We start from the raw sequence: 22,806 nt of genomic DNA on the forward strand, positions 1-22,806 counted from the left end.
GCCCAGCCGCCGCGTGCGCCACGCGGCGGAAAGATCATGCGCCCTTATGGGCCGCTTCGGTGCGGGCTTTCAAGTCGCGCAATGTCGCAAGCTCGAGTTCGGTGGGCGGCGGCGTCTCTTCGACACCGTCAGCAAACGTCACGGTCCAGCCGCAGGTCTCCTGCACCTGATCGCGCGTAACGCCGGGATGCAGCGACACGACGGTGAACTCCTTCGTCACCGGATCCGGCTTCCAGATCGCAAGATCGGTGATGAGCAGCGTCGGCCCCTTGGTGTCGATGCCGAGCTTCTGGCGGTGGTCGCCGCCATCGCCATGTCCAAAGGAGGTGTAGAAGTCGATCTTCTCCACCATGCCCCGCTTCGACTGGGCGAGCGTGATGTAGACTTCCTGCGAGGAGGTAGCGATTTCCGGAGCACCGCCGCCACCGGGAAGCCGCGTCTTCGGGCTGTCATAGTCACCGATGACGGTGGTGTTGATGTTGCCGTATTTGTCGATCTGGGCCGCGCCCAGAAAGCCGATGGTGATGCGCCCGCCCTGCAGCCAGTAGCGGAACATTTCCGGCACCGGCACCGTGGTCAGCGCGGTGTCGCACAGCTCGCCATCACCAATCGAGAGCGGCAGCACGTCCGGCGCGGTGCCGATGGTGCCGGATTCGTAGATCAGCGTGATGTCGGGCGCATGCGTCAGGCGCGCAATGTTGCAGGCAGCCGAGGGCGCGCCGATGCCGACGAAGCACACATCGTCGTTCTTCAGCGCGCGCGAGGCGGCAATCGTCATCATTTCATTGGGAGTGAATTCGGGCTTGCTCATCCTGCGTCCCTCAGCTTCTCGACGCGGCCTGCGAAATCCTCGGGCGTCGCATCAAGCACATTCTTCTGCATCCAGTCGCGGAACAGATCGCGGTCTGCGGCGATCTTGTCCCATTTCAGATATTCGGCGTTGTCACGCGCGTAATAGCCATGCGTGTAGGACGGGTGCGCGCCACCCGGCACCACGGCGATGTCAGTCACCGTCCAGTGGGGCAGAATGGTCAGATTGGGGTGCAGGTCGGAGAAATCGTCGACGACTTCTTCCACAGTCACGACAGCGCGTTTCGCTGCAAGCACCGCCTCTTTCTGAATGCCGACAATGCCCTCGACCAGAACATTGCCCTTCCGGTCCGCCTTCTGCGCATGAATGAAGACAACATCTGGCCGCAGCGCCGGCACGGCGGCCAGGCTCTCGCCCGTGAAGGGGCACTCGATGAACTTGATGTTCGGGTTGACACGGGCGAGCTCCGCGCCGCGATAGCCACGGAAGATCGCACAGGGAAGCCCGGCCGCGCCCGCCTCATAGGCATTGGCCATGGCGGCGTGCGAATGTTCCTCGATCTCGATCTTGTGCGGAAAACCGTTTTCCACCGCATCGCGCAGGCGGCGCAGAAGCCCCACCCCCGGATTGCCGGCATAGGAAAAGACCAGCTTGCGGGCGAGGCCCATGCCGATCATCTGGTCGTAGACCACATCGGGGGTCATGCGGATCAGCGTGAGATCACGGAAACCCTGGCGGATCGCCTCATGGGCGGCGGCGGTGGGGATGAGATGGGTGAAGCCTTCAAAAGCGACGCTGTCGCCGTTGTTCAGGTTCTCCGCAACCGCCTGGGGCAGCGGGACGAAACGCGCCATGGCACTCCTCGTAAGTTCGTATTGCGAACAAAAGTTTTATATGCGATACTTTCTAGATGGAGAATGAAACCGAGTCAAATGCCCCCGCCACAGCTGACGCCCAGGCTTCCCGCGATCTCGTGGGATCGCTGCAGAAGGGGCTGGGCGTTCTGGAAATTCTGGCAAATGCGCCGGACGGCATGACGCTCACGGAAGTGGCGACGGAGGCCGGGCTGACACGCGCAGGCGCGCGGCGGCTGCTCCTCACACTGGTGGCGAGCGGCTATGCGCGCCAGGCGGACCGGCGCTTCCTGCTTTCCGCGAAACTGCTGGGGCTCGCCCGGACATGGATGGGCGACGCCGCGCTCTGGCGCTATGCAGAGCCCGTCATGCGGCGGGTGTCCGCAACACTTGGCGAATCCTGCTCCGCAGCCGTTCTGGAGGGCGAGGATGTCGTCTATGTGGCCCGCGTGGCCGGCCGGCGAATCGTGTCCGTGAGGCTCAATGTCGGCACGCGGCTTCCGGCCTATTGCACGTCGATGGGTCGGGTTCTTCTGTCAGATCTGGAAGCGTCCGAACTCACCGGTTTTCTCGCGAAGGCGTCGATCAGCGCCAAGACCGAACGAACGGTGACGGACCGTGCCGAACTCGCCGAAACGGTGGCCCTGGCCGGCGCGCGCGGTTACGCCATCGTCGACCAGGAGCTGGAGCTCGGACTGCGCTCGATTGCGGTGCCTATACGCAACAAGGCGGGGCGCATCACCGCCGCCCTCAACGTCTCCACGCAGTCGGCGCGCTTCACCTGCGCCCAGATGGAGCAGTCCATCCTGCCCACCCTGCTGGCTGCCGCGCGCGAAATCGAAGACTTTCTCGCCCTGCAATAGGCGGCCGCCCTCAAGCGGTATGACACAGCGGTTCATGCGGCACTCCTTGGACGTTTGTCGTCATTGCCTGGAGATTGCTCGATGGTCTGGCGCATACGGCGTGCAAGGCGCGCTTCGAGCCGCGCCTCCAGCACACGCTCCAACACGTCGCGCGCACCGGCATGGCCATGCCCCTTTGACATGGTGAAAAGCGAATCCACGATGGACACCTCATCCTGCGGAGACAGGAGGGCATCGATTTGCGCATCAGTCTGCGCGTCCGAACGGGCGTTTTGAATCAGTCTTCTCATAATTTGGAATCTTGCGCGCCGAACCTGACGGCAAAGCGGCGGCTGGGTGAAATTTTGACGACAGTTTCTAGGCATAACAGCGCCGCGCAGAGACCTGCGCGGCGGCATGCCGATTTGGCGGGCGCTATCTATTGATGGGCCAGGCCCTGCCCCTGATAGGCAGAAGGCGGGGGTGTCATGCGATGCAACTCACCCTGCAGAAGTTCGAAAATGTCCATTGCGAGCCGCAGATTGAAACGCTTGTCGTCGAAGAACATGCCGTAGCGGATCTCGAGCCCGCCCGGAATGACCTCGACACAGTCTTCATGCAGCGCCGGATTGCCATCGAAAACGAAACCCGGCAACGGTGAGACCGCAGCCCCGTTGGCGACCAGCTTCATCGCGTTGGTGATATCATCCACCTCGCCGATCACGTCATAGGAAACGCGGCGATGGCGGAGCCATTCGCGGGCGACGATGCCGAGCGGCGACTGCGGATTGGTCAGCACCACCGGTATGGAGCCGCTGTTTCACTTGGTCTGTTCGGCCAGCTCGCGCGAGCCCATCCACCGCATCGCATATTCGCTGATCAGATCCGGCCCCATTTCATTCGGGTAGAGCGCGCGGAAAACGGCATCCACCTGCCCCAGATCGTACATCTCTTCGAGCCGCCTGGAATCGGCGATGCGCCAACTCACGCTCTCCTTGATCTTGCCAAGACGCCCGAGGCCGGCAAGCAGCAGCGGCGCGGTGTAGGTGCAGATACCGACCTTCAGCTTCGAGACATTTTTTTCATAACCCACCGTGCGCAGACGCCGCTCAAGATCGAGCATCTGGCGGATAAGCCGGGAAATCTCTTCCTTCACGATGATCCGGTTGCCGAGTTTCTTGATCAGCGGCGTGCCGATCGCCTTCTCAAGACGCCCCAGATGCATACTCACTGCCGGCTGGCTGATGCCCAGCTTCTGCGCCGCGCCGGTCAGGCTGCGCGTGTCGATGACCGCTTCGGCAGCCCGCAAAGTTGCAAATGAAAGTCCATCCTGTCTGTGCATGCCCATATGCTCTACGCCTCGCTTCATAAGAGGTGGGAATCTGACCCGAAAGACGCTGCCGCGAACGCGGCACACAACGCTTCTGCAAGACGGCAATAACCGTCCGTCCGCATCACACGGTTCATCCGCGCAATGCAGTTTCACGATGCGCTCTGCACCGTTCTGCATCAGCCGCGACAAGCGCTGCCGATGCGACGCCAACTCATCAGCCCGGACCCTACTGGCCCGGAAAACCGATCAAAGCGGCGCTACAAACATGTCCGCTGAAACATAAGTACCCCCGGATTTCCGACGCACCCTGTTCGATACAACTTCTGAACGATATCGGATTCAGATTACATATACAACCTGTAATGGATTATGTGGATATCTATGCAACCTTTGGGGAATCAATATCGGGAAAATCCATACTTTTCATAAGGATAATCGGTTATCAACATCGATAAGTGATAAACAAGAAATACAACTTATACGCTAAATTTCACGTATAATTATGCGTATACAACCCCGTAAAAAAGCCGGCCACAGGGGCCGGCTTTTGTCGATTCTGAAGGGAGCGAAAAAGCGTCGAAACCGACGGCTATCCATCAATGTTCCAGATCGCCCTTTTGAGCATCCGATCGCTCGCAGGACGATCTAACGCTCCATGCGGAAGCCCAGAAGCCTCAGCGCATTCAGCGTTACCAGAACGGTCGCGCCGGTGTCTGCAAGGATTGCGATCCAGAGCCCCGTGACGCCCAGCACCGTGGTGACCAGGAACACGGCCTTGAGCCCCAGCGCGATGGCGATGTTCTGATGGATATTGGCCATCGTCGCACGCGCCAGCCGCACCATGCCGGCGACATCGCCCACACGGTTGCGCAGAAGCGCGCCATCGGCCGATTCGAGCGCCACATCGGTGCCCGAGCCCATGGCCACGCCAACATTGGCGGTGGCCAGCGCCGGCGCGTCGTTGATGCCGTCGCCAACCATCATCACCGTGTTCCGACCGGTCAGCTCACGGATCGCGGACACCTTGTCATCGGGCAGAAGCTCGGCGCGATACTCCATCGAAAGGCGTCCGGCGATGGCTTCCGCCGTGCGCGCATTGTCACCGGTGAGCATCATGGTGCGCACGCCGAGCGCCTTGAGCTCCTGCATGGCAGCGGCGGCATCCTCGCGCGGCTCGTCGCGCAGGGCGATCACGCCTGAAAGCGCACCGGCGCGGAAAACGGCGGCAACCGTCTTGCCCTCGGCCTCCAGAGCCTCAATGCGGCTCCTTGCCAGCGCGGTCATCGCGCCTTCTTCCTCGGCATGGCGCGGCGAACCGACGAACACGGTCTCGCCACCCACGCGCGCCTCCACACCGCGGCCGGGAATGGCGCGCGCATCCCTGCCCGCCTCATAGGAAACGCCAAGGCTCTCGGCATGGGCCAGAACGGCTTCGGCCAGCGGATGGCTGGAACCGGCTTCAACGCCGGCAGCCAGCGCCAGAACACGCGCCTCATCGCCATCGGCGGCCCACACATCCGTCACCGCCGGACGGCCGACCGTGAGCGTGCCGGTCTTGTCGAAGGTCACGAGATCGGTCCGGGCGGCAGCCTCGATAACGGCCCCGCCCTTCAGAAGCAGGCCACGCCGCGCACCGGTGGAGAGTGCGGAGGCGATGGAAGCAGGAACGGAGATCACCAGCGCACAGGGGCAGCCGATCAGGAGCAGCGCCAGCGCGCGATAGATCCAGACATCCCAGGCAGCCCCCGCCGCAAGCGGCGGCACGATGGCGACCAGCAGGGCGAACCCCACCACTGCCGGCATGTAGTAACGGCTGAACCGGTCGATGAAACGCTCTGTTGGCGCACGCGCATCCTGCGCTTCCTCGACCAGACGAATGATGCGCGCAATGGTGTTGTCCTCCGGCGCGCGCGTCACGCGCACACGGATCGCCGCATCGGTGCTGATCGAACCGGCGAAAACGTCTTCGCCCTCGCCCTTCGTGCGCGGCACGGATTCGCCCGTCACCGGCGCTTCGTCGATGCCGGCAATGCCGTCGACGATCTCGCCATCGGCGGGAATCCGGTCGCCCGGCCGCACCATGACGATCTGGCCGATTTTCAGCTCTGCGGCCTGCACCTTGCGGGTCTTGCCGTTTTCCTCAAGCAGCGCGGTCTTGGGCACCAGATCGCCCAGCGCCCGGATGCCGGCGCGCGCGCGGTTGGCCGCCACACCTTCCAGCACTTCGCCCACGGCGAACAGGAAGACGACAAGCGCCGCTTCCTCGGCAGCGCCAATGAACAGGGCACCGGCGGCGGCCACCGTCATCAGCATTTCAATGGTGAAGGGCATGCCTGCGCTGAGCGCGGCAAAGGCCCGGCGGGCGATGGGCGCAACGCCGATCAGACAGGCCGCAACGAATGCCCACATGCCGAGTTCACCCGGCAGCAGGAATTCCGCACCCCAGGCGGCGACCAGAAGAAGTCCGGTCAGGATCACCAGACGCCCCTTACCGGTCTGATACCAGCTGCGGTCGCCATCATCCGCGCCGTGCACATGACCGGCAACGCCATGTCCCGGCTCGGCGCGCTCAACTTTAGAACCCTGCCCATGTGCGTGATCATGCCCACTACAACAGGAGCTCTGCGTAACCGCGCCCGTTTCGGCCGCTTCCCCGCGCTGACGCGGCGCAATCGAATAGCCGAGTTTCTTGACCGCACGCTCCACCTTGTCGCGCCCGGTCTTGTTTTCATCCAGCGACAGGGCCAGCGTCTCGGACATCACCGAAACACTGACATCACTCACACCGGGAAAACGCTCCACGGCGGTGCGGATCTTGTTCGCACAGCTTCCACAATCCATGCCGCCCACCTTCCAGGAATAGGGGTTTGCGGCGCTATCATCCTGTTTCAAGGACACGATGATTCTCCTTACAGACTTTCAACGCCTGCAAGGATAGGATCTCTAGTCACTAGAGCTTCAAGAGGAAAAATGCGCGAATTCGATCAGCCGGCCTGATGCACGGGTTCGCCGCCGATCCAGGTGGAGACAACGCCGAGATCATCGTTCAGAACCACGAAATCGGCGTCCCTGCCAGCGCCAAGGCGCCCCTTGGCGTGATCGAGCCCGATGGCCTGCGCCGGATAGACGCTTACCATGCGAAGCGCTTCCTCGAGCGGCAGCCCGACCGTGCGGTGCAGATAGGCAACCGTCGCAATCATGTCGATATCCGCGCCGGCCAGCGTCCCGTCTTCCAGCGTCAGCCGGCCGTTTTCGCGCATGATCGTGCGACCGTTCAGCGTGAAGGATTTCAGATCGGTGCCGATGGTCGACATCGCGTCCGTCACCGCGAAAATGCGGGCCGGGCCATTCTTGCCGCGCAGGGCAACGCCAATCGCCACCGGATCGACGTGAACACCATCGGCAATGATGCCAACCCACAGACGGCCACTGTCGAGCGCAGCGCCAACGACACCCGGCTCGCGATGGGCAAGCGGGCTCATGGCATTGAAGAGATGGGTTACCAGCGATGCGCCCGCCTCGGCATAGGCCAGCGCCGTGCGGCAGGTCGTGTCCGTGTGCCCGAGGCTCACCTTCACACCGCCCCCGACCAGCGCCTTCACCTGTTCAGCCGTCGCATTTTCGGGCGCCAGCGTCACCATCAGCGCCGGCAGCTCCCGGCGCGCCTCGATCATGGCGGCGAGATCGCCATCCTCCAGCGGACGGATCAGCGCCGGATCATGCGCGCCCTTGCGCGCGATGGAAAGGTGCGGTCCTTCCAGATGCAGGCCGAGAAAGCCGGGCATCTTCATCCGCGCCGCTTCAACACCGGCGGCAATCGACGCTGCGGTCGATTCGCGCGTATCGGTGATCAGCGTCGGCAGAAGCCCGGTCGTGCCGAATTTCGCATGCGCGCTGCAGATTTTCTGCAGTCCCCCGACCCCGCAATCGCCGTCGAACATCACGCCGCCGCCGCCATTGACCTGCAGATCGATGAAGCCCGGCACGACCATCGCACCGCCCGCCTCGCGCCGTTCGCAGTCGGGAGCAAGCGCTTCCAGCGGCTCGATCCCGGCAATCCGACCGTTCTCGACGATCAGCGCCCGGTCATCCTGCCAGGCGTCTCCATCAAAGATGCGCGCGCCGACGAGTGCGAAAGAAGACATGTCTCGGTTCCGATTTTCTGGATTACATCAACGTTCCGGGATCTTCAGCTCGGCGACGAAATCATAGGCGTCGCCGCGATAGATCGAACGGGTGAATTCAATGACCCGGCCATTGGGCAGGTAGGAAACGCGCTCGATATAAAGCGCGGCCTCACCGGGCGCGACCTTGAGAAGCTTGGCCTCGCGCTCATCCACATTGCGCGCGGAAATGCGCTGCGTGGCGCGGCACGGCCGGGCAGAACGCATGTCCAGCGCATCATAGAGCGAATCCGTCACCGATGCCGGATCGGGAAGGAAGCTGCCAATGATGGATGCCCGCTCGATGGCCATGGGCACATCGTCGGCGATGCGCAGGCGCTCCAGCCGGGAGACCGTATCCCCCACCGAAAGCCCCAGCACCATCATTTCGTCAGGAGACGGCGCAACAACCACCCGCTCCAGCCACTCGGACCGGGCAGACAGTCCGCGCCGCGCCATGTCCTCGGTGAACGAGGTCAGCAGCGAGAGAGACTGTTCGACGCGCGACACCGAGGGCGCAACGAACGTGCCGGAGCCATGGCGGCGAATGAGACGCCCCTGCTTCACCAGATCATCGACGGCGCGGCGCACCGTGACACGGCTCAAGCCCGTCAGTTCGGCGATGTCGCGCTCGGTCGGCAGGGCCGCGCCCTCGCCCAGCGCTCCACCGCTGATCGCATCTTCAAGAAGGCGACGCAGGCGCACATAAAGCGGGCCGGACCCCATGGCCGCCACGCTCTCTTCGGTGAAGAGTTTCGATACGCTCATCGTCGCACCTCCCCTTCCATGGCCGGCGGGAACGCGCGCAGCGCAAGCTGCACCGCACCACCCAGCGCGTCGGCCAGTGGCTCTTTCAGGATCGCCTGATGCCGCGGCTCAAGCCGCCCGGCATAGAGCGCCCCGAGACCACCCAGGAGGCAGAGGCGTTCGCACCCCTCGAAAACGACCGTGTCGAGCGTCTCGGTGATATCGCGCACCGTGTCGCGCAGAATGCGTCTGGCCAGAGGGTCGCCCTGATCGTCGTACTCGAAAACCATCGGCGCGAAGGAACCATAATCGGCCGGTCGCGCATTCTGCTGCGCGAACTCCACCATCGCCTCCGGATTGTTCTGGAAATGCGCCATGACGGCGCGGCTGAGCGGCGTGTGTGCGCGAATGCCGTCATGGGCGAGCAGGGTCTGCTGTAACAGTGTTCGGCCAAGAACCGCACCACTGCCCTGATCGCCGATGGCGAAACCCCAGCCGCCCACATTGCGCAGCACGCCACCGGATCGCGCAACATAGGCGGAGCCGGTGCCCAGAATGGCCATGACACCGTCATTGTCGCCGAGCGCGCCCTGAAGCGCGATCAGACCGTCATGCACGAATTGTGTGTCGGCAAAGGGCAGCGCCCGGGCAAGCGCCCGCTGCCGCTCACCGACATTGATGCCCGCAAGCCCCAGATAGGCCGGAATGCCGGAGAGATCGAGCGCATCGAGCCCTGCATCGTGGAGTGCCTCACGGGCGGCCATCACGATGTTCTCGCCAATCGCGTCCGACGCGGTAAAAATATTGGCGGAGCCGCGTTTTCCGCGCCCGAGAACATTGCCATGCCGGTCGGCCAATGCGGCCCGGCAGCTCGTTCCCCCACCATCGATTGCAATGACAAATTCGCTCATGATCACTCCTCGCAATCATGATACCAAAAAGATACCTCTAGGAAACAAGAAAAAACAGAGCGCCGAAAATTTAACGCATCCATCTGTTTTTGCTTCACAAAAATCTGAGCCACTCAAAAAACCGTTCGAAGATGAAAGATTCACCTCTGGACAAATGGTATTTTTTTGGCCTTTAATTTCTCCATTGGAGGAGCAGAGGGGTCCGGGGAGCGGAGCGCACAAGGCACACAAAGAAGCGCCAGTGCGTGACCAGAAAACCGGAAATGCCGGCCGGGCTCAAGAGCCGGCTACCAAAAAGAACCTCCATAGGAACATTTCAGCAGCGCTCCGGGCGCCGTTGCGACCTGTCGTGCAGGCGCGGCTGCGATGCCCCGGGGCAAACCAGGGAGAAGACCATGATGAAATCCACCAAACTGGCGTTACTCGCCGCAACCATGCTCGGCGCGTCCGGCGTGGCGATGGCGCAGGATGCCGAGCTCACCATCGAAAGCTGGCGCAATGACGACCTGACCATCTGGCAGGAAAAGCTCATCCCGGCTTTCGAAGCCAAGAATCCCGGCATCAAGGTCAAGTTCGCGCCGAGCGCGCCGACCGAGTACAACGCGGTCCTCAATTCCAAGCTGGACGCCGGCACGGCTGGCGACCTGATCACCTGCCGTCCGTTCGACGCATCGCTCAGCCTCTACCAGAAGGGTCACCTGTCGGCGATCCAGGATCTGGAGAACATGGCGAACTTCTCCGATGTGGCGAAGGCCGCGTGGAGCACGGATGACGGCGCGGAAACCTTCTGCGTGCCGATGGCGTCCGTGATCCACGGCTTCATCTACAATGCCGACGCTTTCGAAGAGCTGGGCATCGAGCCGCCGAAGACCAATGAAGAGTTCTTCGCCGTTCTGGAGAAGATCAAGGAAGACGGCACCTACATTCCCATGGCCATGGGCGCCAAGGACCAGTGGGAAGCCGCCACGATGGGCTACACCAATATCGGCCCGAACTACTGGAAAGGCGAAGAAGGCCGTCTGGCGCTGATCAGCGGCGAGCAGAAGCTCACCGACGACCAGTGGGTCGAGCCCTTCCGCCAGCTCGCCGCATGGGCGCCCTATCTGGGCGACGGCTATGAGGCGCAGGCCTATCCCGACAGCCAGAACCTGTTCACGCTCGGCCGCGCGGCGATCTTCCCCGCCGGTTCGTGGGAAATTTCGATCTTCAACGACCAGGCCGACTTCAAGCTGGGCGCATTCGCACCGCCGGTGCAGAACGCCGGCGACGAGTGCTACATCTCCGATCACACGGATATCGGCATCGGCATGAACGCCAAGACCGAGAATGCGGAAGCCGCCCGCACCTTCCTGAACTGGGTCGGTTCGGCTGAGTTCGCCTCGCTCTACGCCAACTCGCTGCCGGGCTTCTTCTCGCTCTCCAGCGAAACGGTCGAGATGGAAGATCCGCTGGCGCAGGAATTCGTTTCCTGGCGCGAAAACTGCAAATCCACCATCCGTCCCGCGCATCAGATCATCTCGCGCGGCACGCCGAACCTCTGGAACGAGATGTGGAACGTCTCGGCCAATGTTCTGCGCGGCGCACAGTCGCCCGAGGATGGCGCGAAGCAGCTTCAGGACGGCCTGGCAGGCTGGTACGAGCCGCAGCAGTAAATCCTGATCCTTTGAACAGGAAGCCGGGTCCGCCACCTGCGCGGGCCCGGCGCCATAGAGCCTTTTCCGATCAGATGAAATCACCTGATCGGCAAGAAATGGCTCCAGATTCAATAAGTTGAGCAATTCCTTTTCATTCGCATTGGTTCATTCCGAACGGGAAATGCTCCAGAGAGACGTTCCATGGCCCAAGCCACCAAGAAGCCCATACGCTGGCATATCGCCGTGTTTCTGGCGCCCGCCGTGCTGATCTACACGGCCATCATGATCATCCCGCTGTTCAGCACACTGCAGCTGGCCATGTACAGCGACGTGGAAAACAGCCAGGTCTATGTGGGCCTGCAGAACTTCCGCGCCCTGTTCGGCGATCCGCAATGGTCGGATCAGTTCTGGAACGCGCTCAAGAACAATACCTGGTTCTTCATCGTTCACATGATCGTGCAGAACCCGATCGGCATTCTTCTGGCTGCGCTGCTTTCAAGCCCGCGCCTGCGCATGCGCTCCTTCTATCGCACGGCCATCTTCATCCCGACGATCCTTTCCTTCGTCATTGCAGGCTTTGCGTGGAAACTCATCCTGAGCCCGTTATGGGGCGTGGCCCCCAACCTGCTCGACATGGTCGGCCTGAAAAGCCTTTTCCAGCCCTGGCTCGGCAAGGAAGCCTACGCGCTGACGACGCTGGCGCTGATTTCGGTGTGGCAGTTCGTCGGCATTCCGATGATGCTGATCTATGCCGCGCTGCTCTCCATCCCGGACGAACTTCTGGAAGCCGCCGAATGCGACGGCATCACCGGCATGGCGCAGTTCTGGAAGGTCAAGCTGCCGCTGATCCTGCCCGCCATCGGCATCATCTCGATCCTCACCTTTGTCGGCAATTTCAACGCCTTTGACCTGATTTACGCCACGCAGGGCGCGCTGGCGGGACCGGATTTCTCGACCGACATTCTGGGCACGTTCATGTTCCGCACCTTCTTCGGCTTCCAGCTTCAGCTGGGTGACCCGAACCTGGGCGCGGCCATCGCCACCGCCATGTTCGTCATCATTCTCATCGGCGTGTCGATCTATCTGTTCGGCATCCAGCGGCGGCTGCGCCGCTACCAGTTCTGAGCGGGAGGACACAGACATGAGCATGGCAAGACACTCCCCCGCCCGCTCCATCGCCGCCCATGCGGTGCTGGCCACCTACACGATCATCGCACTGTTCCCGGTGTTCGTGATCGTCATCAACGCCTTCAAGTCGCGCAAGGCCATCTTCCGCACGCCGCTGGAGCTGCCCAATGCGGAAAGCTTCAGCCTGGTCGGCTTCGAAACCGTTCTGAAACAGGGCGACTTCCTGCTCTATTTCCAGAACAGCTTCATCGTCACCGTCGTGTCGCTGTTCATGGTGCTGCTGTTCGGCGCCATGGCCGCCTTCGCGCTTGCCGAATACCGCTTCAAGGGCAATTCGCTGATGGGCCTTTACCTGGCGCTCGGCATCATGATCCCGATCCGGCTCGGCACCGTGGCGATCCTGCAGATGATGGCCGCCTCCGGCCTCGTCAACACACTGACCTCGCTGATCCTCGTCTACACGGCGCAGGGCCTGCCGCTGGCCGTCTTCATCCTGTCGGAGTTCATGCGACAGGTATCCGACGACCTGAAGAACGCCGGTCGCATCGACGGGCTCAGCGAATACCGCATCTTCTTCCGCCTCGTCCTGCCGCTCGTACGGCCGGCCATGGCCACGGTCGCGGTCTTCACCATGATCCCGATCTGGAACGATCTGTGGTTCCCGCTGATCCTCGCCCCTGCCGAGGAAACGAAAACCATCACACTTGGCGCACAGGTCTTCATCGGCCAGTTCGTCACCAACTGGAACGCGGTTCTGGCGGCCCTGTCGCTCGCCATCCTGCCGGTGCTGATCCTCTATCTGATCTTCTCGCGCCAGCTCATCCGCGGCATCACCTCGGGAGCAGTGAAATGAGTGCGCAGGAGACGCCCGTGCGGGTGCTGGTCGCAGGCCTCGGCAATATGGGAATGAGCCACGCGCTCGCCTATCACGCCAATCCCGGTTTCGAGATCGTCGGCCTTGTCAGCCGCTCGAAGCCGGACCTGCCGGATGCGCTGAAAGCCTATCCGCACTTCACCGGCTATGAGGAAGCGCTGGCCGAAACCCGGCCGGATCTCGCCTCCGTCAACACCTATTCCGACAGCCATGCGGCCTACGCCATCGCAGCGATGGAAGCCGGCGCGCATGTGTTCGTGGAAAAGCCACTGGCCACCAATGTCGCAGATGCAAGGCGCGTGGTGGAAACGGCAAAGGCCCATGGCCGCAAGCTGGTCGTCGGCTACATCCTGCGTCACCACCCCTCCTGGGTGCGGCTGATCGAGGAAGCGCGCGGGCTCGGCGGGCCTTACGTGTTCCGGCTGAACCTGAACCAGCAGTCCTCCGGTCCGAGCTGGCACACGCACAGGCAGCTGATGGAGACCACGCCGCCCATCGTCGATTGCGGCGTGCACTATGTGGACGTGATGTGCCAGATCACCGACGCCAAACCGGTGAAAGTGCGCGGCATGGGGGTCCGGCTTTCAGACGAAATCGCCCCGGACATGTACAATTACGGACATTTCCAGGTGATGTTCGAAGACGGTTCGGTCGGCTGGTATGAGGCCGGCTGGGGGCCGATGATGTCGGAAACCGCCTTCTTCGTGAAGGACATCGTGTCGCCGAATGGCTGCGTCTCCATCGTCATGGACGAGGGCGCGAAATCGGACGACATCGACGCCCACACGAAAACCTCACGCATCCGCATCCACAGGGCCGAAACCAATGCCCAGGGCCGCTTTGCCAATGAGGACACGCTCCTCTCCATGGAAGGCGAGCCGGGTCATCAGGAGCTGTGCGACCGCGAACAGGCCTTCGTTCTCAAAGCCATCCGCGAAGACATCGATCTCTCGCGGCACATGAACGATGCCGTGCAATCTCTCAACATCTGCCTCGCCGCCGACGAAAGCGTGCGAAGCGGCAAAGAAGTAGAACTGTAGGACGAAACCGTGGGCTCACTCGCACTCAAGAACATCACCAAGTCGTTCGGCCAGGTAGACGTCATCAAGGGCGTGGACCTGGAGGTTCAGGACGGCGAACTCGTCATCTTCGTCGGCCCGTCGGGCTGCGGAAAATCCACCCTTCTGCGCATCATCGCCGGGCTGGAAGACGCCAGCGGCGGCCATGTCGAAATCGACGGTGCCGAAGTCAACACAACGCCGCCCTCCAAGCGCGGCATCGCCATGGTGTTCCAGACCTACGCGCTCTATCCGCACCTCACCGTGCGCGACAATATGAGCCTCGGCCTGAAACAGGCGAAGCACCCGGCCGCGCATATTGCCGAGCGTGTCGATTTCGCTTCGAAAATGCTGTCGCTCGAACCCTATCTCGACCGCAGGCCCGCAGAGCTTTCGGGCGGCCAGCGCCAGCGCGTCGCCATTGGTCGCGCCGTGGTGCGCAAGCCCAAGCTCTTCCTGTTCGATGAACCGCTTTCAAACCTCGATGCGGCGCTGCGCGTCAACACGCGTCTGGAGATTGCGCGTCTCCACCGCGAGCTGGGCGCAACCATGGTCTACGTCACCCATGACCAGACCGAAGCCATGACGCTGGCCGACCGTATCGTCGTTCTGAATGCGGGCAGGATCGAGCAGGTCGGCACGCCGATGGAACTCTACAACGATCCGGCCAATCTGTTTGTCGCCGGCTTCATCGGGTCGCCGCAGATGAACTTCATCGAGGCTGCACGGCTTGGCCGCGACGATGCGAAAACCATCGGCATTCGCCCCGAGCATATCTCCATCGTTGCCGAAGGCGGCGATATCGAAGGCCGTGTCTCTCACATCGAGCATCTGGGTGCAGACACCAATGTCTATCTGGACTGCGGCGAATCCGGCCTCGTCTGCGCGCGCCTGTTCGGCGAGCAGAACTTCGAGATCGACAGCACGCAGCAGGCAAAGTTCGACGAGAACCGCGTCTTCCGCTTCGACGACGAGGGCAAGGCCATCCGCCGGAACGGCTGAACAGGCTCCAACTCAGATATATGGGGGACGCGGGCGTGGTTCATGTCTGCGCCCCCGCGCCCCTGCCCGCCTGCGCCAAAACGCGCCGCAACCATCGCTTAGTCTATCCTTAACCCGTCCACCGGAAGCTGTTATCGTGCGTTTGATACGGACAGGAGGTTGGATTGGCCATGGATAGCGGATTTGTCCCGGTCTCCCGACGCGTCACCATTCAGGACGGCGTCTACCAGCAGCTTCGTCATGCGCTCATGGTCGGTCGTTTCGATCCCGGCCAGACACTCACAATTGCATCGCTCGCGGAGACTTTCGGCACCAGCCACATGCCGGTGCGCGAAGCCCTGCGCCGGCTTGCTGCCGAGAACGCGCTCGAAATCGCCTCAAACGGCTCCGCCCGCATCCCCGCCATCAGCATCGCAAGGCTGGATGATCTGTGCCGCGCCCGTGTCGCAGTGGAAGGACTTGCCGCAGAACTCGCCTCCACCCAGGCAACGGACGAGGCCATCGGCACGCTCGAGCGCCTCACCACCGCACATGACGCCTCAAGCGGTGAGGAGAGCATCTACGAGATGCTCGTGAAAAACCGTGATTTCCATTTCACGCTTTATCGCTGTTCCGGTTCGGACGTGCTGCTGCAAATCGCGGAAACCTTATGGCTGCGCTTCGGCCCTTACATGCGCCTGCTCTCACGCCACCTGGAGCAAATTCTGCGCTCGCCGGAAGGCAAGAACTTCACCCGCCATCATCACGACGCCATCGCCGCCCTGCGCAGACAGGACGGCACCGGACTGCGCCAAGCCATCAATGCCGACATCGGCGCAACACAGTCGCTGCTGCGTCCGCTCTGCAAGTGAGGCGCGATCCCCTTGGTGCCCCGCGCCCTCGTGGTTCGACAGGCTCACCATGAGGGCTACTGGAGATCGGGCGCAAGGCATCGAAAAGCCAGGCCTCACACGTTCAGAAAGCGGCAGTCGGCGCTTGTGCCGGTCTCGGCACCTCAACAGCCCTCATGGTGAGCCTGTCGAACCACGAGGGCGCTCGGCGCAACCGGCTGATACTCCCGGCTACTCCGTGGCAGGCGGTTTGTTCCAGTGAATGTGCTCCAGCGCCTGAATGCGGCTGCGCGCGGCGTCCCAGTCCCGGTGCGTCACGCGGTCGACAATGGCTTCCGCCAGCGCCATCAGCACGACCCCGGAATCCCAGGTGCGGCCGGAATCGATGGCGCAGGGCAGAACCACCCGCGCGTAATGCGAGATCGGCGAAAGCCAGGTGTCGGTGATGAGCACAATACGCGCCTTGCGCTCGCAAAGAAGCTCACTCAGATGCACGAGGTCGCGCTGGTAGCGACGAATGTCGAACAGCACCACCACGTCCCCTGCCCTCACATCCAGCAACTGATCGTCCCAGGTAGAGGTCTGGTCCTGAAAGCGGCGCACATTGGGCCGCACGATGCGCAGATGCGCCGCCATGTAGCGCGCAATGGCATCGCTGAAGCGCCCGCCAAGCATGTAGCAGGCCGATTTGTGATCTGAAAGCAACGCGCAGGCAGCCTCGAACTCGCTTTCGGGAATGGCGTCGAGCGTCGCCTGAATGTTGGCGGTCGCCCGTGCGAAGTAAGACCCGAGCGCTGAGCCATCCGCGCTGCGCGCCGGCGAGGTGTCACCCTTTTCCAGCGGCGAGAGAAGCTCCGCCTGGATTTCCGTGCGCAGCAGGCGCTGAAACTCCGGATACCCGGAGAAACCCAGCCGCGAGACGAAGCGCAGCACGGTCGGCGCGCTGGTTCCGGCAAGAGCGGCGAACTCGGCAACCGTCGACAGGCCGCTGCTCGGATAGTTGGCGAGAAACGCATGCGCCACCTTGCGCTCTGCGCCCGTCATCTGGCCGAGCGCTGCGTGAACCTGTTCTTTCATTCCCAAACGCGTTTCTCCAAAGAGCGCTGCCCCATTCCGTAACAAAAATTACACGATTGACAAATGAGCGGCAATGCTAATCAATATTACAGAGCCGTTTCAGGGGATCGTTCCACTCAAAAAACAACAAGGGAACGGACGGCTTGTGTGGAGGTTTGATGGTCAGGGCATTGCTTGCTCCATCCGAAGGACAGCCATTCGAGATTGAGCGCGCCGACGGGCAGTCGCCGGTCATTCTCGTGTGCGAGCACGCTTCGCGCGCCATCCCGCGCGCGCTTTCAACGCTTGGCGTAAAGCCGGAAACGCTGACAAGCCACGCGGCCTGGGACATCGGTGCGCTGGCAACCGCGCGCAGGCTCTCGGCCCTGCTCGACGCGCCACTGATCCATCAGCGTTTTTCGCGCCTCGTCTATGACTGCAATCGCCCGCCGGAGGCGATGGACGCCATCCCGGAAATGAGCGAAGTCCACGCCATTCCAGGCAACCGCAACCTTTCCGACGATGCCCGCCGCGAGCGCGTCGCGGCAATCTACGAACCGTTTCGCGATGCGCTGGCGGAGCTGATCGCCAGCCGCACCGGCCCGGGGAAACTGCCGGTCATCGTCACGATCCACTCCTTCACGCGCGTCTATTTCGGCATCGCCCGCCACCGCGCCGTCGGCATTCTGCATGACCGCGACCGTCGGCTGGCCGACGCCATGCTTCAGCACGCGGAGGAGGAAGGCGTCGCCAATGCGATGCGCAACTATCCTTACGGGCCGGATGATGGCGTCACGCACACGCTGCGCCTCCACGCCATCCAGCACGGCCTCCTGAATGTCATGATCGAATATTGCAGCGACCTGATTGCCGACGAGGCGGGGCAACAGGAATGGGCGGAGCGCACTGCGCGGCTGCTCGAAACAGCGCTGGAGCGCTTTCACATCGACATACACGCAGCCGGCCCCAGGCAAAACTGACAACAACAGGGCTGGCGGCGAAACCAGAACGGGGAACGAGGGAGAGAGGAATGGGAGACAGGAGCCGATGCCAAACGCCATAAGGCGCTATGTGCGCCTGATCGACCGGACGAACCATTATGTCGGTCTGGTGGTCATGTACATGATCTTCCTGATGATCGGCATCCTGCTGTACTCGTCGATCATGAAGACCGTGTCCATTCCGCCGCTGTGGACGCTGGAAATGGCGCAGTTCGCCATGGTCGCCTACTACATGGTCGGCGGCGGATGGGCGCTGCAGAACGATTCCCACGTGCGGATGGACCTGATCTATGCGCGGTGGTCACCGCGCACCAAGGCCATCGTCGATTCCATCACCATCCTGTTCCTGATCTTCTACCTGTCGCTGCTCCTTTACGGCGGCTTTTCCTCCACGTCCTACGCGCTGAAATACGGCGAAACCAGCTACTCGTCCTGGTCGCCCTACATGGCGCCCATCAAGATCATCATGTGCATCGGCATCGCGCTGACGCTGCTTCAGGCGGTGGCCCAGCTCTTCAAGGATCTGGCGCGGGTGCGCGGGGAGGAACTCACTTGAGCTACGAACTCACCGCCATCCTCATGTTCACGGGCATGATGGGCCTGCTTCTGACCGGCCAGCGCGTGTTTGGGGCCATCGGCTTCATCGCCGTGGTGTTCGCGCTTCTTCTGTGGGGCACGGGCGGCTCCGAGATCGCCTTCTCGGCCGCCATGAAGCTGATGAAATGGTACGCGCTTTTGACGCTGCCGCTGTTCATCTACATGGGCTACATGCTGTCGGAATCGGGCATCGCCGACGATCTCTACAAGATGTTCCATGTCTGGTTCGGGCCGGTGCGCGGCGGGCTTGCCATCGGCACCATCGCCCTGATGGTCGTGATCTCGGCCATGAACGGCCTGTCGGTCGCCGGCATGGCCATCGGCGCGACCATCGCGCTGCCCGAGCTGCTCCGGCGCGGCTATGACAAGATCATGGTGACCGGCGTCATCCAGGCGGGCTCGTCATTGGGCATTCTCGTGCCGCCCAGCGTGGTGCTCGTGCTCTACGCGATGATCGCGCGCCAGCCGGTCGGCCAGCTCTGGCTTGCCGGCGTGTTTCCGGGTCTCCTGATGGCCGGCCTGTTCATTCTCTACATCGCCGTGCGCTGCTGGCTGCAGCCCAATCTCGGCCCCGTCCTTCCGGCGGAAGAGCGGCGCATTCCGATGTCGGAAAAGATCAAGCTCCTGTCGGCCGGCATCCTGCCCTTCATGATCTTCTTCCTGATGACCGGGCTCTTCGTCATGGGCATCACCAGCCTCGTGGAAAGCTCCGCCATCGGCGCGGTTTCGGCAACGGCGGCTGCCGCCATTCGTGGCCGGCTGACGCTGAAAGTGGTTCACGACACGGTGCGCAAGACGCTCGCCGTCTCGTGCATGTTCATGTGGATCATCCTGGCCGCACTCTGCTTCGGCGCGGTGTTCGACGGGCTTGGCGCGGTCAAGGCCATCGAAGGCTTCTTCCTCGACCAGCTAGGCCTGTCGCCCTGGGAGGTGCTGATCCTGATGCAGCTCTCCTATCTCATCATGGGCATGTTCCTCGACGACACGGCCATGCTGGTCATCGTCGCGCCGCTCTACGTGCCGCTGGTCAAGCTGCTCGGCTTCGACCTCATCTGGTACGGCGTGCTCTACACGATCACCTGCCAGATCGCCTACATGACCCCGCCCTTCGGCTACAATCTGTTCCTGATGCGCGCCATGGCGCCGCCGGAAATCAAACTCGGAGACATCTACCGATCCATTGTGCCCTTCGTGGCGGTGATGGTGTTCGCGCTCATCATCGTCATGGTCTTCCCGCAGATCGCGCTGTGGCTTCCCCAGCACGTCTACCTTCGCTGACACGCCAAAAACCCAAGGAGGTCACGACCAGAAAAGCCTGCGCCAATGCCCGGCATCAACGACCGGGACAACAACCAGAGGAGTGAACAGAGATGCAAAACAGACGCGACTTTCTGAAGAAAGCGGGCATGGCATCGGCGGCGGCCGCTGGCACCACGGCCCTGGCAACGCCTTATGTTCGCGCGCAGAGCCCGATCCGCTGGCGGCTGCAGACCTATGCCGGACCGGCGCTCGCAGAGCATGTCGTCAAACCCGCCATCGACGCTTTCAACAAGGCAGCCAATGGCGAGATGGTGATCGAGCTCTACCACGCCGACCAGCTGGTTCCGACGGGCGAGCTTTTCCGCGCCATGCAGAACGGCACGATCGATGCCGTGCAGTCGGATGACGATTCCATGGCCGCGCCGGTCGATGTGTCGGTGTTCGGCGGCTACTTCCCCTTCGCCACGCGCTATTCGCTGGACGTGCAGGCGCTGTTCTACAAGCATGGCCTGGCCGAGATCTGGGAAGAGGCCTATGGCGAGGTGGAAGGCGTGACCTGGCTTTCCGCCGGCTCCTGGGATCCGTGCCACTTCAACACCAAGGAACCGATCAAGAGCCTGGAAGACCTGAAGGGCAAACGTGTCTTCACCTTCCCAACAGCCGGCAAGTTCCTCTCCCGATTCGGCGTCGTGCCCGTCACCCTGCCCTGGGAAGACGTGGAAGTGGCGGTGCAGACGGGCGAGCTCGACGGCATCGCCTGGTCAGGCATCACCGAGGACTACACGGTGGGCTGGGCCGACGTCACGCCCTACCTGCTCACCAACAATATCTGCGGCGCGTGGGTTGGCTCCTTCTTCGCCAATTCCGACCGCTGGAACGAAGTGCCGGACCATCTCAAGCAACTCTTCCGGCTCGCCATGGACTCGTCGCACTATTACCGCCTGCACTGGTACTGGGCGGGCGAAGCAGATCTGCGCGTCAATGGCGGCAAGATGGAGCTCACCACCATCCCCGATGCCGAATGGGCGACGGTGGAAGCCGAGGCCGAAAACTTCTGGGACGAGATCGCTGCCGAAGGCGGTCGCAAAGAGCGCGTGGTCGAGATCCTGCGCAACTACCGTTCCCTCATGCAGAAGGCCGGTCCGCCCTATCGCTACGGCTGAGCGCAACGCGACTTCATGGCCCCGGGGCGTTCGCGCCGGGGCCATATCCCAAAGCATCGGACAAAACCGCGAAAGCGGTTTTCCTTTGTCCCGGTGCTCAATCCGCAAGTCAGATCACCGTTTGAGCGTCCGGATGACGCGCGGCGATCAGGAACCACCGACAGGACGAATTGAATGGCGGGCAAACTGACACTGGAAAGCCTCAGAGCAGCAGCGGAGGCCGGCGAGATCGACACCGTGCTCGTGGCGCTGGTCGACATGCAGGGGCGTCTGATGGGCAAACGCTTCCATGTGGAATATTTTTTGGAAAGCGCCTTTGAGGAAACCCATAGCTGCAACTATCTGCTCGCCACCGACATGGAGATGTTCACCGTCGAGGGCTACCACGCGACGAGCTGGTCGGCGGGCTATGGCGACTACACGATGAAGCCGGACCTCTCGACCATGCGCCGCATTCCCTGGCTGGAAGGCACGGCGCTGGTTCTGTGCGACGTGCTCGACCACCACACCCATGAGGACGTGCCGCACTCGCCCCGCGCTATCCTGAAAAAACAGGTCGCGCGGCTGGAAGCCATGGGCATGAAGGCGATGATGGCCTCGGAACTGGAGTTCCACCTGTTCCGCGACACGTTTGAGGAAGCCGCCGCCAAGGGCTATCGCGGGCTGGAGCGCATCAGCACCTACAACGAGGATTACCACATCTTCCAGACCACCAAGGAGGAGGATGTGATGCGGGCGATCCGCAACGGTCTCCATGGCGCGGATGTGCCGGTGGAGAACTCCAAGGGCGAGGCCGATGCCGGACAGGAAGAAATCAATGTCCGCTACACCGACGCGCTGACCATGGCCGACCGCCATTCAATCGTGAAGAATGGCTGCAAGGAAATCGCCTGGAAGGCCGGGCGCGCCGTCAGCTTCATGGCCAAGTGGGACGACAGCGCCGCCGGCAATTCCTCCCATGTCCACCAATCGCTGTGGACGCTCGACGGCAAGCCGCTTTTCTTCGATCCGGCGGGCGAACACGGCATGTCCCCGCTCATGCGGCACTACATGGCCGGTCTTCTCGCCCATGCCGGCGAGATCACCTGTTTCCTCGCGCCCTGTATCAATTCCTACAAGCGCTTTGCAGCCGGCACCTTCGCCCCCACCAAGGCGATCTGGTCGTTCGACAACCGCACGGCGGGCTACCGCGTCTGCGGTTCGGATACCAAGGCGGTGCGCGTGGAATGCCGGGTCGGCGGCGCCGACCTGAACCCCTATCTGGCCTTCGCCGCGCTGATTGCGGCGGGCATTCACGGCATCGAGAACAGGACCGAGCTGGAGCCGGCCTTCGTTGGCGATGCCTATGAAGGCCAGGGCGTGCGCGAAATACCGAAAACCCTGCGCGACGCCACCACCGCACTGGACGGTTCGGCCATGCTGCGTGAAGCCTTTGGCGACGCGGTGGTGGATCATTACGTCCACGCAGCCCGGTGGGAACAATCCGAGTATGATCGTCGCGTGACCGACTGGGAGGTCAGGCGCGGTTTTGAGAGAGCATGA

General features: G+C 62.4%; 22 protein-coding genes. 12 read left to right on the forward strand and 10 right to left on the reverse strand.

Going from position 1 to position 22,806, the window contains the following annotated elements; genetic code table 11:
* Nucleotides 1–34: 34 nt before the first annotated feature.
* The gene (locus DEJ54_RS01520) at nucleotides 35–811 is read right to left on the reverse strand and encodes a CoA-transferase subunit beta (RefSeq protein ID WP_113153008.1); all 777 of its coding nucleotides are present in this window, start codon (nucleotides 809–811) and stop codon (nucleotides 35–37) included.
* A complete protein-coding gene (locus DEJ54_RS01525) occupies nucleotides 808–1,665 on the reverse strand; it encodes a CoA transferase subunit A (protein WP_113153009.1) in 858 nt (285 codons plus the stop codon). The genes DEJ54_RS01520 and DEJ54_RS01525 overlap by 4 nt, the downstream gene beginning before the upstream one ends.
* Nucleotides 1,666–1,721: 56 nt before the next feature.
* Here DEJ54_RS01525 and DEJ54_RS01530 point away from each other — a divergent pair, with 56 nt between their 5' ends.
* Nucleotides 1,722–2,528 (forward strand): IclR family transcriptional regulator C-terminal domain-containing protein, encoded by an 807-nt coding sequence (locus tag DEJ54_RS01530; RefSeq protein ID WP_113153010.1) that lies wholly within the window; start codon nucleotides 1,722–1,724, stop codon nucleotides 2,526–2,528.
* A gap of 32 nt (nucleotides 2,529–2,560) precedes the next feature.
* Here the strand turns inward: DEJ54_RS01530 and DEJ54_RS01535 are convergent, their stop codons facing one another.
* From DEJ54_RS01535 to DEJ54_RS01560, 7 genes are all read right to left on the reverse strand, one after another.
* Nucleotides 2,561–2,818 (reverse strand): hypothetical protein, encoded by a 258-nt coding sequence (locus DEJ54_RS01535; RefSeq protein ID WP_113153011.1) that lies wholly within the window; start codon nucleotides 2,816–2,818, stop codon nucleotides 2,561–2,563.
* A gap of 128 nt (nucleotides 2,819–2,946) precedes the next feature.
* Nucleotides 2,947–3,309 carry a hypothetical protein gene (locus DEJ54_RS23445; RefSeq protein ID WP_245447665.1) on the reverse strand — a complete coding sequence of 121 codons (363 nt, stop codon included), beginning with the start codon at nucleotides 3,307–3,309 and terminating at the stop codon, nucleotides 2,947–2,949.
* A gap of 18 nt (nucleotides 3,310–3,327) precedes the next feature.
* Nucleotides 3,328–3,849, reverse strand: coding sequence for a LysR family transcriptional regulator (locus tag DEJ54_RS23450; protein WP_224873389.1), 522 nt, complete (start codon nucleotides 3,847–3,849; stop codon nucleotides 3,328–3,330).
* Nucleotides 3,850–4,485: 636 nt separating this feature from the next.
* Nucleotides 4,486–6,738 (reverse strand): heavy metal translocating P-type ATPase, encoded by a 2,253-nt coding sequence (locus tag DEJ54_RS01545; protein ID WP_204360841.1) that lies wholly within the window; start codon nucleotides 6,736–6,738, stop codon nucleotides 4,486–4,488.
* Between the two features lie 86 nt (nucleotides 6,739–6,824).
* Nucleotides 6,825–7,985, reverse strand: coding sequence for an N-acetylglucosamine-6-phosphate deacetylase (gene nagA, locus DEJ54_RS01550; RefSeq protein ID WP_113153012.1), 1,161 nt, complete (start codon nucleotides 7,983–7,985; stop codon nucleotides 6,825–6,827).
* Nucleotides 7,986–8,012: 27 nt separating this feature from the next.
* Nucleotides 8,013–8,771: a GntR family transcriptional regulator gene (locus tag DEJ54_RS01555; RefSeq protein WP_113153013.1), complete on the reverse strand. Its 759-nt coding sequence runs from the start codon at nucleotides 8,769–8,771 to the stop codon at nucleotides 8,013–8,015.
* On the reverse strand, nucleotides 8,768–9,661 hold the full coding sequence (locus DEJ54_RS01560; protein ID WP_113153014.1) for an N-acetylglucosamine kinase: 894 nt from the start codon (nucleotides 9,659–9,661) through the stop codon (nucleotides 8,768–8,770). Before DEJ54_RS01560 ends, DEJ54_RS01555 begins: the two co-directional genes overlap by 4 nt.
* Nucleotides 9,662–10,056: 395 nt before the next feature.
* Here DEJ54_RS01560 and DEJ54_RS01565 point away from each other — a divergent pair, with 395 nt between their 5' ends.
* The 6 genes from DEJ54_RS01565 to DEJ54_RS01590 all read left to right on the forward strand — a co-directional run bounded on the left by DEJ54_RS01565 (nucleotide 10,057) and on the right by DEJ54_RS01590 (nucleotide 16,208).
* Complete coding sequence (locus DEJ54_RS01565) at nucleotides 10,057–11,313, forward strand: ABC transporter substrate-binding protein (RefSeq protein WP_113153015.1); 1,257 nt, start codon at nucleotides 10,057–10,059, stop codon at nucleotides 11,311–11,313.
* A gap of 183 nt (nucleotides 11,314–11,496) precedes the next feature.
* The gene (locus DEJ54_RS01570; protein WP_113153016.1) at nucleotides 11,497–12,420 is read left to right on the forward strand and encodes a carbohydrate ABC transporter permease; all 924 of its coding nucleotides are present in this window, start codon (nucleotides 11,497–11,499) and stop codon (nucleotides 12,418–12,420) included.
* 16 nt (nucleotides 12,421–12,436) lie between these two features.
* The gene (locus DEJ54_RS01575) at nucleotides 12,437–13,276 is read left to right on the forward strand and encodes a carbohydrate ABC transporter permease (RefSeq protein WP_113153017.1); all 840 of its coding nucleotides are present in this window, start codon (nucleotides 12,437–12,439) and stop codon (nucleotides 13,274–13,276) included.
* Nucleotides 13,273–14,337, forward strand: coding sequence for a Gfo/Idh/MocA family protein (locus DEJ54_RS01580; RefSeq protein ID WP_113153018.1), 1,065 nt, complete (start codon nucleotides 13,273–13,275; stop codon nucleotides 14,335–14,337). The genes DEJ54_RS01575 and DEJ54_RS01580 overlap by 4 nt, the downstream gene beginning before the upstream one ends.
* Before the next feature lie 9 nt (nucleotides 14,338–14,346).
* A complete protein-coding gene (locus tag DEJ54_RS01585) occupies nucleotides 14,347–15,357 on the forward strand; it encodes an ABC transporter ATP-binding protein (protein ID WP_113153019.1) in 1,011 nt (336 codons plus the stop codon).
* Between the two features lie 170 nt (nucleotides 15,358–15,527).
* Nucleotides 15,528–16,208 carry a GntR family transcriptional regulator gene (locus DEJ54_RS01590; protein WP_113153020.1) on the forward strand — a complete coding sequence of 227 codons (681 nt, stop codon included), beginning with the start codon at nucleotides 15,528–15,530 and terminating at the stop codon, nucleotides 16,206–16,208.
* Between the two features lie 210 nt (nucleotides 16,209–16,418).
* On the opposite strand, the gene DEJ54_RS01595 is transcribed toward DEJ54_RS01590, so the two are convergent.
* Complete coding sequence (locus tag DEJ54_RS01595) at nucleotides 16,419–17,264, reverse strand: MurR/RpiR family transcriptional regulator (RefSeq protein WP_113153021.1); 846 nt, start codon at nucleotides 17,262–17,264, stop codon at nucleotides 16,419–16,421.
* 158 nt (nucleotides 17,265–17,422) lie between these two features.
* On the opposite strand from DEJ54_RS01595, the gene DEJ54_RS01600 reads away from it, so the two are divergent.
* From DEJ54_RS01600 to DEJ54_RS01620, 5 genes are all read left to right on the forward strand, one after another.
* The gene (locus DEJ54_RS01600; protein ID WP_113156015.1) at nucleotides 17,423–18,223 is read left to right on the forward strand and encodes an N-formylglutamate amidohydrolase; all 801 of its coding nucleotides are present in this window, start codon (nucleotides 17,423–17,425) and stop codon (nucleotides 18,221–18,223) included.
* 67 nt (nucleotides 18,224–18,290) lie between these two features.
* On the forward strand, nucleotides 18,291–18,800 hold the full coding sequence (locus tag DEJ54_RS01605; protein WP_113153022.1) for a TRAP transporter small permease subunit: 510 nt from the start codon (nucleotides 18,291–18,293) through the stop codon (nucleotides 18,798–18,800).
* Nucleotides 18,797–20,119, forward strand: coding sequence for a TRAP transporter large permease subunit (locus tag DEJ54_RS01610; RefSeq protein ID WP_113153023.1), 1,323 nt, complete (start codon nucleotides 18,797–18,799; stop codon nucleotides 20,117–20,119). Before DEJ54_RS01605 ends, DEJ54_RS01610 begins: the two co-directional genes overlap by 4 nt.
* Before the next feature lie 92 nt (nucleotides 20,120–20,211).
* Nucleotides 20,212–21,264: a TRAP transporter substrate-binding protein gene (locus DEJ54_RS01615; protein WP_113153024.1), complete on the forward strand. Its 1,053-nt coding sequence runs from the start codon at nucleotides 20,212–20,214 to the stop codon at nucleotides 21,262–21,264.
* Nucleotides 21,265–21,438: 174 nt separating this feature from the next.
* Nucleotides 21,439–22,806 (forward strand): glutamine synthetase family protein, encoded by a 1,368-nt coding sequence (locus DEJ54_RS01620; RefSeq protein ID WP_113153025.1) that lies wholly within the window; start codon nucleotides 21,439–21,441, stop codon nucleotides 22,804–22,806.

The organism is Nitratireductor sp. OM-1, from assembly GCF_003296175.1.
GTDB lineage: Bacteria > Pseudomonadota > Alphaproteobacteria > Rhizobiales > Rhizobiaceae > Nitratireductor > Nitratireductor aquimarinus.